Below are 14,818 nucleotides of genomic sequence, written 5' to 3'. Positions count from 1 at the left end.
TGCTGGGGAGCAGAACCAATGAACAAGACCGAGCTGATCGGCGTCATGGCCGAAGCGGCGGGCATCAGCCGCGACCAGGCCAAGCTGGCGTTGGAAGCCTTCACCGACAATGTGACCGCTTCTCTGACCAAGGGCCGCGACGTGCGCCTGGTTGGTTTCGGCAGCTTCATCGCCGTCGAGCGCAAGGCCGGAACCGCCCGCAACCCGCAGACCGGCGAGGCCATCGCCCGCCCGGCGTCGCGCACCGCCCGCTTCCGGGTTGGGGAAGGATTGAAAAGCGCCTTGAACGGCTGAGTGGACACGGGCATTAAGCGCGCCTGACGCACACGTCATGAGGGCGGCTAGCTCAGCTGGTCAGAGCATCTCGTTTACACCGAGAGGGTCGGCGGTTCGAACCCGTCGCCGCCTACCATTATTTTCTATAAAATACAGCGAGTTGCTTTATTTCTGGTTGCGTCAAATGTTCCGAATTCGGATCAATTTGGGGCGAGGGGTAATAGGGAGGCGATTTCTGCGGATTTCGCTGAAATGTCCGGAAATGGTTCTGGCCCCTCGAGGTCTGTTCGGACCCCAAGCGATCAGCGCTTGATAGTATTTTCGCATGAAGGGTTGTTGGGGCGTCGACTAGACGCCCGAGCCTGATCCATCGGCCCCGTCGAACCCAGCCGTGGCGATTGCTGCAGGGATCGAGGCCACGGTTTCTTCACCGTGGATCACATGCACCATGACGGCGCTGGCGTGCCGCGCCATCAACCGTTCGGCTTCCCTTGTGGCGGCCTGGGCGCATTCGGCCTCCAGGACCTCGAGGTGCGAGGCGGTCGGGCCACCGGTTTCGATCAAGCAGAAGTAGACCATGGCAAATCTCTCAGACCAAAAGGCGGGAGTTTGCGGCGTGCGCTACCGATCTCTTCCAGTCGCAGGCGCGCGGATGATCTCGGCCTGCAATGCATCATGGCTACACTGAATAATGCCTGTGCGTCCTAACCTATGTTGGTCGCCATATTCCTCTTCCGTGTTTCAGTCCGCCGTCGTGAAGGCTCGGGTCGGTTTTCCAGGCTCGGCGGTGGGACAGGTCTCCCCAACCCCTTTGCGCGTTTCGCAAGGCTCCGGGAGTGTCGATGAAGCGTTCTGGATGCAAGCTGCTGATCCTCATGATTTGCGCTACCGCCATCTTCACTCTGGTTAGCCTTGGCGTCCTCGCCCAAGGCATCGTTGCCTTGGGATGAGAACTGCGCACCTGCCGCGCTCCTCGCCGACGGTCGTCGCTGGCTGGGGGACGCATAAGACGGGATGAACTTCGTGCTCTTCGGTCTCTGTGTTCTGTTCACCGCCATCGCCGTCGTCGCCATAAGACGGAGCAGGGCCAGTCAATCACGCCCAATCGCGATGAAGGTTACGACGACGGGCGCCTGGCTCCACGGGGGAGGACACCTAGAGTAAGGCCCAGGCGTGTCGGCGCCTTCATCGAACATCGCGCTCTTATCCGTTCCCTTGGCGACCGTCGGGCCTTGGCGCTGCGCAAAAGCAAACCATGCTGAAAGGCGTCGTTTGCACAGGCGAAGACGGTGGAGACCGCGCGATGGTCATGGTGGGACGCAGGCGGCGCCGAGCCGAGGCCGCTGTGCCGCCTTGTGTGCTCAGGAACCTGTTTCCGGCCGATCGGTTGATCGCTGACAAAAGGAGACGTTTCATGAGTGATCATCTGACTCCAGCCGAGGCGGAGACGGCGTTTTGGAAAAGCCTCGAGCGGTCCAACACGGGCATGCTGGGGATCGAACGACCGGGGTATCATCACCAGCCGATGACTGGATTTGGCGAGCCCGAAACTGGGACGATCTGGTTCTTCACGCGCAACGACACGGATTTCGCGCGAGATGTCGCCGCCGGCGGTCAGATGGGAATGTTCTGCTACCAGGCCAAGGACGAGAAGCTTCAGGCCTGTATTCACGGGAGGCTGGCGATCGATCTGGATCGCGAGCGCATCGACCGATTCTGGAACCCGGTCGTTGCGGCCTGGTATCCCGATGGAAAGGCCGATCCGCATCTGACGCTCATACGCTTTGATGGCGATGACGGGCGGGTTTGGGTTTCGGACGCGGGTGTGCTCGGCTTCGGTTACCAGATACTCAAGGCGAACCTGACCAAGAGCACGCCTGACGCTGGCGGCGTAGCGGACGTCAATCTGGGCTGACAAACCGTCGCATATTTAGAGATGGGGCGGATCGTCGGGTTGGGCGTCCCTGCTTGAGGGAGCGCCATGTCGTCTTCCAGACATAGGGACCTGAGGGAAGGACGTTAGGTCTTTGCACGCTCCCTGGAAGAGGAGTCTGCAGGCGACCGGTTTCGCCCCCCGAAAGCGCCGCTATGCGGCGCACCCGCCTAGGCGCGCCCGCTATCGCCAGCATCACCCTGTCGTTGGACAACCTGACCGAAGGAAACCCCATGCCCAAGTCGCCCGCTGCAGACGCCCGCCCCGGTGAGGGCGGCGAACTCCACCAGACCGCTTCAGCGCCTGAAGCGCGCCTTACGACCAACCACGGCGCGCCGGTCAGCGACGACCAGAACTCACTGAAGCTTGGACCCCGAGGTTCGACCCTGCTCGAGGACTTCGTGCTGCGCGAGAAGATCCAGCACTTCGACCATGAGCGTATTCCGGAACGGATCGTCCATGCACGCGGATCGGCCGCCCATGGCTTTTTCGAACTCACCGAGAGTCTGGAAGACTACACAACGGCCAAAATCCTCACCGAGGTCGGAAAAAAGACCGAGGTCTTCACGCGCTTCTCGACGGTCGCCGGAGGCGCGGGCTCGGTGGATACGCCGCGCGACGTCCGAGGCTTTGCCGTCAAATTCTATACGCCCGAGGGCAACTGGGACCTGGTCGGTAACAACATCCCCGTCTTCTTCATCCAGGACGCGATCAAGTTCCCTGACCTGATCCATGCCGTGAAGATGGAGGCGGACCGCGGCTATCCTCAGGCGGCCAGCGCCCATGACACCTTCTGGGACTTTATCGGCCTGATGCCCGAGAGCACCCATATGGTGATGTGGGCCATGTCCGACCGCGCCATTCCGCGGTCGCTGCGCATGATCGAGGGCTTCGGCGTCAACACCTTCCGGCTGATCAACTCAAAGGGGGAGGCGACCTTCGTCAAGTTCCACTGGCGCCCCAGGCTGGGGACCCAGTCCACCTGCTGGGACGAGGCAGTCAAGATCGCCGGGGCCGACCCGGACTATCATCGCCGCGATCTGTTCGAAGCCATCGATCAGGGCGACTTCCCTGAGTGGGAGTTCGCCGTCCAGCTCCTGAACCAGGCCGAGGCCGACGCCCTGCCTTTCGATATTCTGGACGCGACCAAGCTGATCCCGGAAGAGGATCATCCTTTGCGGGTCATCGGCCGCATGGTGCTGAACCGGAACCCCGACAACTTCTTCGCTGAGACCGAGCAGGCGGCCTTCCTGCCCACCAACATCGTGCCAGGCCTCGACTTCTCGGAGGACCCCCTGCTGCAGGGGCGGCTCTTCTCCTATCAGGATACCCAGCTATCGCGGCTGGGGACCGTCAACTTCCATCAAATCCCGATCAACCAGGCCAAGGGCTGTCCCTTCCAGAACTTCCAGCGCGACGGCCATATGCAGACCCAGGTCTTCAAGGGGCGCGCCAACTACGAACCCAACAGTCTGGCCGAGGCGGGAGAGGAGGGCGGGCCGCGCGAGGACCCGAGAGGCGGCTTCCGCACCGCCGCCGTGCCGATGGAGGGCGAGAAGGTCAGGCTGCGCGCCGAGAGTTTCGCCGACCACTACAGCCAGGCTCGGCTCTTCTTCCGGTCGCAGACGGAGATCGAACAGGCCCACCTGGCCAGCGCCCTCGTTTTCGAACTGTCCAAGGTGACGCTGGACCACGTCCGAGCGCGCGTCCTGGCCAATCTCCGCAATGTCGACGAGAGTCTGGCCAAGCGCGTGGCGGACGGCATGAGCGTGCCTCTGCCCAAGGCGTCCAAGCCAGCCGCGACGCCCATCGACCTTGAAGCCTCGCCGGCCCTCAGGATCGTCGGCAAATATCCGGACAGCCTGAAGGGCCGCAAGGTCTCGATCCTGGTCGCTGACGGCTCTGACGCCGCAATCGCTGCGGCTGTCCGCAAGGCGGTGGAAGACGACGGCGGCGCGATCTTCATCGTCGCGCCCAAGATCGGCGGGGCGAAACTGGGGGACGGGTCCGTCCTGCCTGCTGACGGCCAGTTGGCGGGGAGCCCGTCTGTCCTGTTCGACGCCGTGGCCGTCATCCTGTCGGAGGACGGATGCGCCCAGCTTCTGAAGGAGGGCGCGGCGGTGGACTTCCTCAGGGACGCCTTCGGTCATCTCAAGGCCATCGGCCATACGCGACAGGCCGCGCCCCTTCTGGACCGGGCCGGGATCAAGCCCGATGAAGGGGTCATCGACCTGTCTGCGGCCAAGGCGGGGGACTTTCTGCCGCCGGCTCGCACACGTCAGTGGGCGCGGGAGCCAGGCGTTCGCACCCTGGCCTGATCCCTGACCTGTTCAGGCGGGGGGCGGGTTTACGACCTCGCGCCGGACAGGCCAGCGACCAAGTCAATAAGCACGGGGCGAAGGTTCAAATCGCGCTCCTTTTCGGTTTCGAGGCCGGGCGCCCGCAACGCCGTAGGGTTCCAAAGGACCAGGACCTGACCTTGCGGGCCTGCGTGATCAGCTCCGGGAACCGTAGCGCTCGGCTTTCGCTCTCTCTGGATACGGAGGAAGCATGAACCAGATCCATGTCATCGAGCGCGCCTTTCAGATCGCCGACGAGAACCGCGCCTGCATCAAGATCTCCGATCTCCATGAAGCCCTGGCCCGCGAGGGCTACACGATCACCGATCTCATGCATCTGCAGGGCTGGACCATCCGCGAGCAGTTGCGGACTCGAATGAAGGCGCGCGCGGCGGCCCGCCCGGGGCTGTGCACAGCCACGGCCTGACGTCTTTCGCTCCGGGGCGAAGATCGCGGGGCGTCGAGCAAGGGCCTTCAAGGGGGCGAGGTCTGGGGACGCTGAGCCGGGTTGGGGCTGGCGCGCCGCTTTTGGTCCGCCCCTAGCCGATGCGCGCCAATGGAGCCAAGGCGACCATGCCTTTCGACGCGGAGAGGTCGCGAGACGGTGAACCGGGATGCGCAGGCGACCAGGAGACGGCTTCCGCATCGAGGTCTGGCCTCCTTACCGCCGGCCGGGAGGCCGCAGAGGCCGGCGCGACAGCTTCGCCGCAACCGCATGAGGCCTGACGCAGGCCGTCGAGGTTGAGCACCTGGACCCTTCCTCGCCCGAAACGCACGAGGTCCTGACTCTGAAGACGGGCGGCGGCGGCGTTGACGCTCGTTCTCTGGACCCCAAGCATTCCGCCGAAATCCGCCTGGGTGAGAAGGAGCGGCGCGCCGTTTCCGCCGCAGTGAAGGCGAACCAGCCATTTGGCCAGCCTTTCAGGCACCAGGTGCGAGGCGTTGCACGCCGCCTCCGTCGCCAGGGCGTCAAGACGGGCGGTCGCATGACGCGCCACGAGACGGGTCAGCCATTCCCGGCCCATGGCTTCTACGAGTGGAGCGGCGGCGACACGGCAGACGACGGTGTCGATCAAGGCTCGCGCCTCCGGGCGACGGGCCCCCGGCTCAAGAGCCTGGTCCCAGCCGTGGACGGACCCGGCTGTCACCGCCGCCACGCAAATGCGGCCGCCGCCCGGGAAGAGGCCGACCACGCCGGAGAGAATGAAATAGAGCCCGCCGTCGTTCGGGAGGACCTCGCCGGCCGCCACCGACGCCCCGCGAGCACAGGCCTCTATCCGGGCCTGGGCGTCAGCGGGCAGGGCCTGGAATACCGGGTGATCCTGAACCTCAAGACGAGAGCGAGGGGAAGAGGCCATGGCTGTCAGGCCGGTCCTAGTCTGCATGTCGCACTCCTAAGAGGGGGAGTGTGGCCCATGGCGGGGCGGTCGCCACTTACATGGGTTAGGAGACCCAGGGGCCGGTTAAACGCGCACGCCTGCGACCCTGGTGAACCGGGATCGTCTCGGCCCGGGGACGGGTTCACCGCCTGGCCCGGGTAAGGCGCCGCTTCGGCGTCGGTTGAACAGTGGAGGCGGCGCGGCCTGCAGCGGAGGAACCGGGCGAGGGCTGGATGGTTTTGCAAGCGTTGCCGCAGTGGGCGGTGCGGACTCTGGAGGTCATCCTGATCAGTCCCCTGATCGACAAGCTGTCGCGTCGAGATTTCATCTCTGACGAGGAAAAGGCCGTTCTGGCGGACGTGGTCGCGCCGCCTGTCACCCTGAAGGCCGGCGACAACATCGTCGAACAATATGATCGCCCGTCCCGCAGCACGCTTCTGCTCGAAGGCTTCGCGGCGCGATATGTCGTGCTGATGAACGGCGCCCGCCAGATCACGGAACTCAACGTCCCGGGCGACTTCGTCGACCTCCATAGCCTGCTGATGAGTCCGATGGATCATGGCGTGATCTGTCTGACGGACTGCAAGGTGGGCTATTGCCCCCACGAGGCCCTGCGCTTCATTTCCCAGACCCAACCCCACCTGACGCGCCTTCTGTGGTTGGAAACCCTCATCGACGCCGCCGTGCACCGCCAATGGCTGGCGGGTTTGGGGCGACGCACCGCTTTCGCTCGGTTCGCCCACTTCCTGTGCGAGGTCTATCTTCGTCTGGCCTCCGTGGGCCGGGCGGAGGGACATCGGATGGTGCTGCCTCTCAGCCAGGCCATACTCGCCGACGTGCTTGGCCTCTCGGCCGTCCACGTCAACAGGTCCGTGGCCCAGCTCCGCGCCGACGGCCTTGTCGAATGGAGGGGGCGCAACATCAGGATCCTGGACTGGGACCGGCTGGTGCGGGTGGCGGAGTTCGATCCGACCTATCTGCGCCTGGGGCGCGATCCGGTCTGAGCCTGTCTAAGGCGGCACGGCGAGAGGTCCCCCCGACCGCGTTCCTCAGTGACGCCCGGTGCGTCGGGGCCAATGGGGATGGTGCAGGCGTCGGGACGTCCGCATGTCGGGCGTCCGGCCTAGCAAGAAGGCGACGAGACGCCGCCACAGTTCTTCAGGTCGAGGCATGACCGGCCTCCTCGGCAAGGGCGCACTCTGATCCTGCTCCGAGCAAGATCAAACAACATGGGTTAACCCTGCCTCCGGCAGATGAGAGGGTCTCTAGCCCGCCATCAGAGGCTTGGTCCGCAGTCGGCGCTCAGGTTGGCGGCCTGGGCCAGGCTCGTGAGGTTCTGAAGCACCGCCCGCCCGGCTCGGTAGTCGACCAGGGCGTTGCGCCTGAGTTGCTGCAGGGTTCGGTTCATGTGCACCGCGCTGAGGCCCAGGATGTCGGCGAGAATATCCTGGGTCAGAGGAAGATGGAGCACTCCCGCCACGACGGGACCCAGACGCGCCTGGCGTTCGTGGAGTTCCAGCAGGAGATGGGCTGTGCGTTCGTAGGCGCTAAGCCGACCAAGCCTTATCACCTGGCGCGCCATGCGCAGGCGTTCGGCCGTGCGGTAATGCCTCCAGGCCTCCAGCAACGGCGCGCTCTGTGTGCGCAACTCGGACATACCGGTCCAGAAGGCGGTGCCGTCGATTGTCACGACGTCCGTCAGGGCCCAGACCAGCATGTCGGTGTCGACGGCACCCGATGCGACAATCATCTCGCCGGGGAGATTGAGGCCCACGATCTGACGACGTCCGTCCTCCAGCATGGCGCCGCGCGCGGCCCAGCCCTTGAAGACCAGTCTGGCTTCATTTCGCTCCGGAGCCAGGATGACCGGCGTTCCCGCCGCATGGGTCTGAAGCGCGCCGGTGAAGCAGTCCCGGATGTAGGCGATGTCGTCGGCGCCGAGCGGCCCGAAACTGGACAGCATCCGCTCAAGCGACGCGGTGTGCCGAGTTTCGAGATGGGTTTCCGACTGATTCTTCATGGCCTTAGACCAACAGCATGGCTTCGGCGTTTTTGTTCTTCACATAGGTTGGTTTCGCGCGACTTGGCGCGCGGCACTGGAGGTCCGGGCTCGATAGCAGAACCCTCCGGCCTCATGCACATGTCGGCTCTCCGTACCCGTCCGCTGTGAGGCGGCGGACGGGGAGGCTTCGCGGACGAGCCTGGCCGCCGGTCCCCGATGAGATCAGGAGTTTGCACCATCTACGGCCGGGCTTTCCGTCAGGTGACCTTCTTCGCAGCCGTGAAGCCCAGGAACAGGAAGATTATGAAGACAATCAAGGCGGGGGGGGATGGCGATGACGAGGGGCGACTGCTGTAAACGCCAGCTCGCGCTGCGGCTCGGACCTGCGCTTGGACCTCACCAATGGCCGGGCCGTTGGAACAGATCGCGACCCGCCTGGTTAAAGAAGCGGAGGGTGTTGCAATGATGATCCTGGCCTTGACCGCGGCCATCCTGCTGGATGCGTCGCCGAAGATCGACCGTCTCCCGAAGGGTGAAAAAGCCGTGGCCGCTCAGCATGACGCGCCGGCCCCGCTTCTGACTGTAGCGGTGACCCTGGAGTGCACCGCGCGGGCCGCCGGGCGGGTCGAGGATTGCCGCGTCCTGGGCGAGACCCACCCTGGTCTCGGCTTCGGCGAAGCGGCCATCGCCCTGATGCGTGACGCCGAGGTCGAGCCGGGCCCCAAGGATTATCAGTTCGCCCGCACGATCCAGTTCACGCCCTGAGCTGATTGCTTTGCCGGCGCACGCCGCTCAGGCGGTGAGACCGATGGCCTCGACCCCGCCGAGAAAAACCAGCACAGGTTATTGCGTTGAGCGCTCCGCCCTCTAGGCAAGGAGGCTCCCGTCGCTCACCCGAGGTCAGACTGCTGATGATGTTGTTCCGTCGCCCGCCCGCGGGCTCGAAGACTGAAGCCTGGTCCGGAGCAGGACTGGCCCTGGTCCTGGCCTTCTTTCTGGCGACAAGCGGCGTGGCCTGGCTCAACGTCCAGGTGCTGAGGGCGAATAATCAGCAGATCATTCACACCCATCAGGTGATCGTCGCCGTCGACGACCTCCTGTCGACAGTCCAGGACGCCGAGACAGGCCAGCGCGGCTATCTGCTGACGGGCAACCCCCTCTACCTTCAACCCTACGACATGGCCGCGGCCGCCGTGGAACGCCGTCTGGAGGAGGTGGCGCGCCTGACCCGTGACAACCCGGTGCAGCAGGCCCACCTGAGCCAGGTCCGCAGACATGTCGAAGCCAAGATGACCGAGCTGGACGCCACCATCCAGGCGCGTCGCAGCGAGGGTCTGCAGGCCGCCGTGTCCAGGATGAGCACGGATCGCGGCAAGGCGGAGATGGACGCCATCCGGAGCGAGGTGAATCTGATGAGGCAGGAGGAGCAGAAGCTCCGCCTCGCACGCCTCCAGGAGATGGACGCCGCCTATCGCACAGCCCTGGTCAGCGGCGTCCTGTCCGGGCTCCTGGGCGCGGCCCTGACCTTGGGCGTCTACGCCCTTATCCGGCGCAGCGCCCGTCAGAAGGCCCGCCAGGAGTGGATTCACAAGGGTCAGGTCGGGCTGGCGGACGCCATGATGGGCGATCAATCCGTGGAACAGCTGGCGGAAAGCATTCTGGCCTATCTGGCGCGTTACGCCGATGTTCAGGCCGCCGCCCTCTTCAAGGGCGAGGGCGGCGTGTTCCGGCGTGTCGCGGCGCTTGGCGTTCCCGCCGACGCGCCTGTCCCGGAGCGTTTCGGCCCGCGCGAGGGCCTGTTGGGGCAGGTCGCCGCCGAAGGGCGCGCCCTGACGGTGCCCGAGGTGCCGGAGAACTATCTGACGATCGGCTCGGCGCTGGGACGCTCCAAGCCGCGGCACCTCGTCATCGCCCCGGGCCGCGCTGACGGCGAGATCAACGCTGTTCTCGAACTGGGTTTCCTTCGTCTTCCTGACGAGCGTCTCCTTGCGCTCCTGGAGGAAGCCGCGCCGCTGATCGGCACGGGATTGAGATCGGCACGCTACCGGGCCCGATTGCAGGACATGCTGGAAGAGACCCAGCGGCAGTCCGAAGAACTCCAGGTCCAGAGCGAAGAGCTACGGGTCTCCAATGAGGAGCTGGAGGAGCAGGGGCGGGCCCTCAAGGAATCCCAGGTGCGTCTGGAACAGCAGCAGGCTGAACTGGAACAGACCAACAGCCAGCTCGAAGAACAGGCCCAGGTGCTGGAAACCCAGCGCGATGATCTGGAGCGTGGATCGGCCGCCCTGGAGCTCAAGGCCCGGGAGCTGGAGCAGGCCAGCCAGTACAAGTCCGACTTCCTCGCCAACATGTCCCATGAGCTGCGCACCCCGCTCAATTCGCTGCTGATCCTGTCGAAGCTCCTGGCCGACAATCCCGACGAGACCCTGTCGGAAGACCAGGTCAAATACGCGCGCACCATCCAGTCTTCTGGCAATGACCTGCTGACCCTGATCAATGACATTCTCGACCTGTCGAAGATCGAGGCCGGTCATATCCAGGCGCGTCCGGAGGCGGTGTCCCTGCAGCGCCTCGGCGATGATATCCGCCAGATGTTCCAGCCGGTGGCCGAAGATCGGGGCCTCGCCTTCGAGATCGACCTGGGATCGGGCGACGACGGGGTTGAGACGGATCGCCAAAGGCTTGAGCAGATTCTGAAGAACCTTCTGTCGAACGCCTTCAAGTTCACCGAGAAGGGCAAGGTGACGCTTTCGGTCACGGACGCCGGACCGGACGGGGTGGCCTTCGCGGTCTCGGATACGGGCATCGGCATCGCCCCGGAGCAGCAGAACAGCGTATTCGAAGCCTTCCAGCAGGCCGACGGCACCATCAGCCGCCGCTACGGCGGGACCGGCCTGGGCCTGTCCATCTCGCGCGAACTCGCGCGTCTGCTCGGCGGTCGCATTGGTCTGGAAAGCCGGGCCGGCGAAGGCAGCGTCTTTACCCTGATCCTTCCTCGGACCTATGACGCCTCGCGTGTGGCGCCGCGAGAAGCGCCCTCCGGCGCAAAGGCTCCGGTCCCGGCGGTCCGGGGGCCAGCGCCTCGTGCGGCGGAAGCGGCGACACTCGCCCGGGCCCTGGACGATGATCGTGATCATCTGGCCGGGACACGTCGCCTGCTTCTGGTCGTCGAGGACGACGATCGTTTCGCCGCCATTGTCCGGGACCTGTCACGGGAGCTGGGATTCCAGTGCATTCTGGCGGGCACGGCCCAGGAGGCTCTCAAGCTCGCCAAGCGCTATCGACCCAACGCCGTCGTGCTGGACATCGGCCTGCCGGACCAGTCCGGCCTCACCGTGCTCGACGTGCTCAAGCGCGACGACGACACCCGCCACATTCCCATCCATGTCGTCTCCGCAGACGATCACAGCCAGACCGCCCTTTCGCTGGGGGCCGTCGGCTATGTGGTGAAGCCAGTGGGGCGCGAGGCGCTCGCCGAGGTGCTGCGATCGCTCGAGGAGAAGCTCACGCGAACCGTGCGGCGCGTCCTTATCGTCGAGGACGACGTGGTTCAGCGCGAAGCGGTCAGCAAGCTGCTGGAATCGGGTGATGTCGAGACGGTGGGCGTCGGCACGGCCGCGGAGTGCCTGGAGCAACTCAATAGCCAGACCTTTGACTGCATGGTCCTCGACCTGACCCTGCCGGACGCGTCCGGCTTCTCCCTTCTGGAGACCCTCAGCCGCGAGGGCGGGCAGGGCTATCCGCCGGTCATCGTCTACACCGGCCGCGATCTGTCGCCTGAACACGAACAGCAGCTTCGTCGCTATTCCAACTCCATCATCATCAAGGGCGCCAAGTCGCCTGAACGGCTCCTCGACGAGGTTTCCCTCTTCCTTCACCAGGTGGTCTCGGAGCTGCCCCCTGAGCAGCAGAAGATGATCCGCAAGGCCCGCCATCGCGACGCTGTGCTGGAAGGGCGAAGGATCCTCATTGTCGAGGACGATGTGCGCAACATCTACTCCCTGACCAATGTTCTGGAGCCGCGCGGCGCCCGCATCGAGATCGCGCGCAACGGCAAGGAGGCGATCGAGCGCCTGGAGCGGTCTGCTGAAGATGCCGAGCAGGGGATCGATCTGGTCCTGATGGACGTCATGATGCCCGTCATGGACGGCCTGACCGCCACGCGCGAACTGCGGAAGGATCCGCGCTGGCGCGACCTGCCTGTTCTGATGCTGACGGCCAAGGCCATGCCCGACGATCAGGAGCGCTGCATCGCGGCGGGGGCGAATGACTACATGGCCAAGCCTCTGGACGTGGACAAGCTGCTCTCTCTCGTGCGCGTCTGGATGCCCCGTTGAGTCCGGTCGCCCCCCATGAGGTGGAGGACATAGAAATCCAGCTGCTGCTGGAGGCCCTGTTCCAGCGCTACCATTACGACTTCCGTCACTATGCACGGGCGTCGATCAAGCGCCGCCTGCTCCAGGCGCGCACCCATTTCGGCCTGCCAAGCCTGACGGCTCTGCAGGAGCGGGTTCTGCATGATCCGGAGATGCTGCCGCGCCTGCTGGGTTTCCTGACGGTCCAGGTCAGCGAGATGTTCCGGGACCCGGCCTATTTCCGGGCCCTGCGCGAACAAGTGCTGCCGCACCTGCGGACCTATCCGTCCCTGAAGGTGTGGATCGCGGGATGCAGCGCCGGCGAAGAGGTCTATTCGCTCGCCATCCTGTTTCGGGAGGAAGGTCTTTTCGAACGGACGATGTTCTACGCCACGGACATCAATCCCGATGCGCTGCGGGCGGCGGAGGCGGGGGTCTATTCTCTGGATCGCATCCGCAAATTCACCGAAAACCACCAGAAGTCGGGCGGTCGAACCTCGCTGTCGGACTACTACACCGCCGACTACGGGCGAGCGGTCTTCGACAAGTCCCTGCGGACCAATGTCGTCTTCTCGGACCATAGCCTGGTATCGGACGCGGTCTTCGGCGAGATGCAGCTGATCTCCTGCCGCAATGTGATGATCTACTTTGATCGTCCGCTACAGGACCGCGCCGTCGGCCTATTCAAGGATTCCCTGGCTCGCAACGGCTTCCTGGGCATCGGTTCCAAGGAGAGCTTGCGCTTCTCGCGGCACGCCGGCGCCTTTGCCGACTTCGTGCCGGAAGAGAAGATCTATCGCAGGCGCGAGCCATGAACCCCCATCCCGCCCGCGCTGTCGTGATCGGCGCCTCGGCCGGGGGCGTGCAGGCGCTGCTCGCCATCCTGCCGTCGCTTCCCGCCGACTTCGCCCTGCCGATCCTGGTGGTCCTGCACGTGCCGGCCGACCGCAGCAATGTGCTGGCGCCCCTGTTTGCGTCCAAATGCGCGCTCACGGTGAAGGAGGCCGAGGACAAGGAACCCGTGGAGCCAGGCGTGGTCTACTTCGCCCCTTCCGACTATCACCTCCTGGTCGAGGCCGACGGCGCTCTGGCCCTCTCGTCCGACGAGCTGGTCAACTACTCCCGGCCTTCCATCGACGTCCTCTTCGAAAGCGCCGCGGACGCCTACGGAGCCGGTCTGGTCGGTCTGGTTCTGACGGGGGCCAACGAAGACGGGGCGGCGGGGCTGAAGGCGGTCGCCGCCGCCGGCGGTCTGACCTTGGTCGAAGACCCGGCCTCCGCCCATGCCCGCCCCATGCCGGAGGCCGCACTGCGCGCCTGTCCGGTCGCACAAGTGATGCCGCTCGCGCGCATTCTCGAAGTTCTGAAAGGTCTAGGCCAAGCATGACGCGCCCTGACAAGCCGATCCATCTCCTTCTCGTCGACGATCTCGAGGAGAACCTCCTGGCCCTGGAGGCCCTGCTGAAGCGCGACGGCGTGGTCTGTCTCAAGGCCAGGTCCGGCGACGAGGCGCTGGAGCTCCTGCTGGTTCATGACGTCGCCCTTGCCCTGGTCGATGTCCAGATGCCGGGGATGGACGGGTTCCAGCTCGCGGAGTTCATGCGCGGCAACGCCAATGCGCGTCACGTTCCGATCATTTTCGTCACCGCCGGCAGCGCCGATCAGCAGCGACGCTTCAGGGGCTACGAGGCCGGAGCGGTGGACTTCATCCAGAAGCCGGTCGAAACGGACATCCTGAAGAGCAAGGCGAACGTCTTCATCGAGCTCTACCGCCAGAGACAGGAGATTCTGTCGCATCGGGACGAGCTCAAGGCCTATGCGGCGGCCCTCAGCGCCGCGGACCGGCGCAAGAACGACTTCATCGCCATGCTCGGACACGAGCTGCGCAATCCCGTCATGGCCTTCCGGGCAGGGCTTCAGTTGCTCGAGCGGCAGCAGGATCCGAAAAAGAGCGCTCAGATCCACACCCGAATGGAGGTCCAGGCCCACCATTTGGCGCGGCTGATCGAGGATCTGCTGGACGTCGCCCGCATAGACCAGGGCAAGATCTCGCTTCAGCGTGAGCGGGTGACCGTGCAGAGCATCATCGACTCGGCGGTGGACACCAGTCGCCCCAAGATCGATGCCGGGCGCCATGACCTGACGGTGTACGTCCCGGGTGCGCCGATCTGGCTCGACGGCGACTTCACCCGCCTGTCCCAGGTGGTGAGCAACCTGCTGACCAATGCGGCTAAGTACACGCCGTCGGAGGGGCGGATCGAGGTGTCGGCCAACCGGGTCGAGGACCGCGTGCGGATTGATGTCGCCGATAATGGAGTCGGCGTGCCTCAGGATATGCAGGTCCGGGTCTTCGACCTCTTCACGCAGTCCAAAGGGCCGGATGACAGGTCGCGTGAAGGCCTGGGCATAGGCCTCGCCCTGGTTCGCCAACTGGTCGAAATGCATGAGGGCGCCGTTGAACTGGAGAGCGCCGGGGCGGGGGCGGGGAGCCGGTTCACGGTCTGGTTCCCGGTTGTCGCCTAGGCAGACTCTGC

General features: G+C 64.9%; 13 protein-coding genes and 1 tRNA gene. 11 read left to right on the top strand and 3 right to left on the bottom strand.

All coding sequences use genetic code 11. From position 1 onward, the window contains the following. Positions 1–18: 18 nt before the first annotated feature. Together ACFYLW_RS06360 and ACFYLW_RS06355 are read left to right on the top strand one after the other, a co-directional pair. The gene (locus ACFYLW_RS06360; RefSeq protein WP_312061919.1) at positions 19–294 is read left to right on the top strand and encodes an HU family DNA-binding protein; all 276 of its coding nucleotides are present in this window, start codon (positions 19–21) and stop codon (positions 292–294) included. Positions 295–335: 41 nt separating this feature from the next. After that, positions 336–412, top strand: a tRNA-Val gene (locus ACFYLW_RS06355). A 212-nt stretch (positions 413–624) separates the two neighbouring features. Here ACFYLW_RS06355 and ACFYLW_RS06350 read toward each other — a convergent pair. Beyond that, entirely contained in the window at positions 625–855 is a 231-nt protein-coding gene (locus ACFYLW_RS06350) for a hypothetical protein (protein ID WP_312061920.1), read from the bottom strand. A gap of 835 nt (positions 856–1,690) precedes the next feature. On the opposite strand from ACFYLW_RS06350, the gene ACFYLW_RS06345 reads away from it, so the two are divergent. The 3 genes from ACFYLW_RS06345 (at position 1,691) to ACFYLW_RS06335 (ending at position 4,975) form a co-directional block, all read left to right on the top strand. Then, entirely contained in the window at positions 1,691–2,191 is a 501-nt protein-coding gene (locus ACFYLW_RS06345; RefSeq protein ID WP_312061922.1) for a pyridoxamine 5'-phosphate oxidase family protein, read from the top strand. Between the two features lie 251 nt (positions 2,192–2,442). Beyond that, a complete protein-coding gene (locus ACFYLW_RS06340) occupies positions 2,443–4,527 on the top strand; it encodes a catalase (RefSeq protein WP_312061972.1) in 2,085 nt (694 codons plus the stop codon). 232 nt (positions 4,528–4,759) lie between these two features. Beyond that, the gene (locus ACFYLW_RS06335) at positions 4,760–4,975 is read left to right on the top strand and encodes a hypothetical protein (protein ID WP_312061923.1); all 216 of its coding nucleotides are present in this window, start codon (positions 4,760–4,762) and stop codon (positions 4,973–4,975) included. A gap of 112 nt (positions 4,976–5,087) precedes the next feature. Here the strand turns inward: ACFYLW_RS06335 and ACFYLW_RS06330 are convergent, their stop codons facing one another. Then, positions 5,088–5,933 (bottom strand): Crp/Fnr family transcriptional regulator, encoded by an 846-nt coding sequence (locus ACFYLW_RS06330; protein ID WP_390182927.1) that lies wholly within the window; start codon positions 5,931–5,933, stop codon positions 5,088–5,090. A 227-nt stretch (positions 5,934–6,160) separates the two neighbouring features. Between ACFYLW_RS06330 and ACFYLW_RS06325 the strand changes: the two genes are divergently transcribed. Continuing rightward, positions 6,161–6,931, top strand: a complete 771-nt coding sequence (locus tag ACFYLW_RS06325; RefSeq protein WP_312061926.1) for a Crp/Fnr family transcriptional regulator — start codon at positions 6,161–6,163, stop codon at positions 6,929–6,931. Positions 6,932–7,203: 272 nt separating this feature from the next. On the opposite strand, the gene ACFYLW_RS06320 is transcribed toward ACFYLW_RS06325, so the two are convergent. After that, entirely contained in the window at positions 7,204–7,947 is a 744-nt protein-coding gene (locus ACFYLW_RS06320; RefSeq protein ID WP_292082891.1) for a Crp/Fnr family transcriptional regulator, read from the bottom strand. 444 nt (positions 7,948–8,391) lie between these two features. Between ACFYLW_RS06320 and ACFYLW_RS06315 the strand changes: the two genes are divergently transcribed. The 5 genes from ACFYLW_RS06315 to ACFYLW_RS06295 all read left to right on the top strand — a co-directional run bounded on the left by ACFYLW_RS06315 (position 8,392) and on the right by ACFYLW_RS06295 (position 14,807). Continuing rightward, positions 8,392–8,694: a TonB family protein gene (locus tag ACFYLW_RS06315; RefSeq protein WP_312061928.1), complete on the top strand. Its 303-nt coding sequence runs from the start codon at positions 8,392–8,394 to the stop codon at positions 8,692–8,694. A gap of 146 nt (positions 8,695–8,840) precedes the next feature. Continuing rightward, a complete protein-coding gene (locus tag ACFYLW_RS06310; protein ID WP_312061929.1) occupies positions 8,841–12,266 on the top strand; it encodes a response regulator in 3,426 nt (1,141 codons plus the stop codon). Then, entirely contained in the window at positions 12,263–13,099 is an 837-nt protein-coding gene (locus tag ACFYLW_RS06305) for a CheR family methyltransferase (protein ID WP_312061930.1), read from the top strand. Before ACFYLW_RS06310 ends, ACFYLW_RS06305 begins: the two co-directional genes overlap by 4 nt. After that, entirely contained in the window at positions 13,096–13,671 is a 576-nt protein-coding gene (locus tag ACFYLW_RS06300; protein WP_312061932.1) for a chemotaxis protein CheB, read from the top strand. Before ACFYLW_RS06305 ends, ACFYLW_RS06300 begins: the two co-directional genes overlap by 4 nt. Continuing rightward, on the top strand, positions 13,668–14,807 hold the full coding sequence (locus ACFYLW_RS06295) for a hybrid sensor histidine kinase/response regulator (protein WP_312061933.1): 1,140 nt from the start codon (positions 13,668–13,670) through the stop codon (positions 14,805–14,807). The genes ACFYLW_RS06300 and ACFYLW_RS06295 overlap by 4 nt, the downstream gene beginning before the upstream one ends. The last annotated feature ends 11 nt before the right edge of the window (positions 14,808–14,818 follow it).

It is taken from the genome of Brevundimonas sp. NPDC007368 (assembly GCF_042869015.1).
GTDB lineage: Bacteria > Pseudomonadota > Alphaproteobacteria > Caulobacterales > Caulobacteraceae > Brevundimonas.
Note: the sequence above shows the minus strand (reverse complement) of the source record. Positions and strands in the feature narration are given on the sequence as shown.